The sequence below is a fragment of the Streptomyces flavofungini genome, from assembly GCF_041028215.1.
In the GTDB taxonomy this organism is placed as follows: domain Bacteria; phylum Actinomycetota; class Actinomycetes; order Streptomycetales; family Streptomycetaceae; genus Streptomyces; species Streptomyces flavofungini_B.
The window spans coordinates 1-1,769 of sequence record NZ_JASKYR010001280.1 but is presented as its reverse complement, the minus strand read 5'-3'; the positions used below and the strand labels follow the sequence as shown (position 1 = coordinate 1,769).

At 73.5% G+C, this 1,769-nt stretch carries 2 protein-coding genes and 1 pseudogene; all 3 read left to right on the top strand.

The genetic code is table 11. The features are described from left to right. Positions 1-126: acyl-CoA dehydrogenase family protein (locus AB8Z36_RS40430; RefSeq protein WP_369218335.1), on the top strand; the 126-nt coding region annotated here is incomplete at its 5' end. Further along, positions 123-1,106 (top strand): bifunctional MaoC family dehydratase N-terminal/OB-fold nucleic acid binding domain-containing protein, encoded by a 984-nt coding sequence (locus AB8Z36_RS40425; protein ID WP_369218334.1) that lies wholly within the window; start codon positions 123-125, stop codon positions 1,104-1,106. The genes AB8Z36_RS40430 and AB8Z36_RS40425, both read left to right, overlap by 4 nt. A 2-nt stretch (positions 1,107-1,108) precedes the next feature. Further along, a pseudogene (locus AB8Z36_RS40420) lies at positions 1,109-1,769 on the top strand (acyl-CoA dehydrogenase family protein); the annotation flags it as partial.

Sequence of the window (1,769 nt, the reverse complement as noted above, 5' to 3'; positions counted from 1 at the left end):
GCGGACGGCGAGCTGGAGCGGCTGAACAGGGCCGCGCAGATCAACACGTTCGGGGGCGGGGTGAGCGAGGTGCAGCGCGAGATCGTCGCGACGACGCGGCTCGGCATGCGGAAGGGGCGCCGGTGAGGGGCGGGGAGCGGGCGCCGGAAGCCGCCGGGGACACTCTCGCGTACGCGGAGCTGAAGGCGTTCGAGGGGCGGGCCGCCGCAGTGGCGGGACGCGGCAAGGACCCGGTCAACGCGTCCATGATCAGGCACTGGTGCGAGGCCATGGGCGACGCGCACCCGGCGTACACCGGTCCGGACCAGGTGGCGCCCCCGACGATGCTCCAGGCGTGGACGATGGGCGGGCTCTCCGGGCACGAGGGGCGCTCGGACGCGTACGACGCGCTGCTCGCCCTCCTCGACGGGGCGGGCTACACCTCGGTGGTCGCCACCGACTGCGAGCAGGAGTACGTACGGGCACTGCGGCCCGGCGATTCGATCACCTTCGACGCGGTGATCGAGTCGGTGTCCGAACGCAAGACGACCAAGCTGGGCACGGGGCACTTCGTCACTACGCGGATGGACGTCAGGGCGGACGGCGAACTCGCGGGCACGCACCGCTTCCGCATCCTGAAGTACGCCCCGGCCAAAAAGCATGGTGTTGCCGGTGAGCGCGGCTCCGCCGGGCGTCGCGAGGCGGTCGGCAGGCGGCCCCGGCCCGTGATCAACCGCGACAACGCGGGTTTCTGGGAGGGCGTCGCGGCCCACCGGCTGCTGATCCAGCGCTGCGGCGACTGCGGCGTGCGGCGCTTCCCCTGGCTGCCGGGGTGCAACGCCTGCGGCTCCGCCGAGTGGGACACCGTGGAGGCGAGCGGTGAGGGCACGGTCTACTCGTACGTCGTGATGCACCATCCGCCCTTCCCCGCCTTCGATCCGCCGTACGCGGTGGGCCTCGTCGAACTGGCCGAGGGGGTGCGGATCGTCAGCAATGTCGTCGGGGTGCCGTACGACAAGGTGCGGATCGGCATGCCGGTGCGGCTGGAGTTCCTGCGGGTGGACGAGGAGCTGGAACTGCCGGTGTTCCGGGCGCTCGCCGACGCCGCTTCCGAAGGCGGGAGCTGACCATGGACTTCACGCTCACCGAGGAGCAGGACGCCGCCCGTGGACTGGCCGCGGAGATCTTCGGGGATCTGGCCACGCCGGACCGGCTCGCGGCGGCGGGCACCGGTTCGGACGCCGAGCTGTTCAAGGCGCTCTGCGCGGCGGGGCTGCCGGACGCGGTGGCGGACCTCGGGCTGCTCGGTCTCGTACTGCTCCTCGAAGAGCAGGGCAGGGTCACCGCCCAGGTGCCGTTCGCGGCGAGCTGCGTCTACGGCCTCCTCGCCGTCACCGCCCACGGCACCGCCGAGCAGCGGGCACGGCTGCTGCCCGCGCTGCGGCAGGGCACGGTTGTCGTCACGGGGGCGTTTCCGGCGCGGGGCGGGGTGCGGGCGGCGTCGGACGGAGTGCGGGCGTCGGACGGAGTGCGGGCGGCGGCCGCGGGCGGGCATGTCGGGGGGCTGTGGGGCTCGGTCCCGTGGGTGCCCTGGCTGCGGGACGCCACGCATGTCCTGGTGGCCGCCGCCGATCAGGTCCGCACACCAACCAGCGGGAGCAGTTCGGGCGCCCGCTCGCCGCCAGGCAGGCGGTGCAACTGCGGGCGGCGGACGCGTACATGGACACCGAGGTGATCCGGGTCACCGCCTATGACGCGGCCTGGCGCAGGGACGCGGGCCTGCCGTACGC